Origin of the sequence: Pseudomonas sp. IT-347P (assembly GCF_949768005.1) — a bacterium.
Taxonomy (GTDB): domain Bacteria; phylum Pseudomonadota; class Gammaproteobacteria; order Pseudomonadales; family Pseudomonadaceae; genus Aquipseudomonas.
The window spans coordinates 1-209 of record NZ_CATKPQ010000051.1 but is presented as its reverse complement, the minus strand read 5'-3'; the positions used below and the strand labels follow the sequence as shown (position 1 = coordinate 209).

The 209-nt window shown below is 58.4% G+C and carries 1 protein-coding gene; it reads right to left on the bottom strand.

Annotated features, from left to right (window positions below; genetic code table 11):
* Positions 1-209 (bottom strand): hypothetical protein (locus ACM6IV_RS19620; protein ID WP_414871268.1); only part of this gene is annotated, 209 nt, incomplete at both ends.

The window sequence follows — 209 nt, the reverse complement described above, 5'->3', positions numbered from 1 at the left end:
GGTGGCGAAACCCAATGCAGGCAGCGCGCATTGCCCAGCTGGATGATGTGCAGTTCTTCGCCGTTGTCCTTGCTGCGGATTTCCAGACCCGGCAGGTAGTGCACCTGATGAAAGTGCAAGATGTTTTCGCCATACCATTCGTGGCGTTTGAACACCCGCTCGCCCTGGCTGTAGGCGTAATACTCGGCGTCATTGCGGCCATCGTCCCG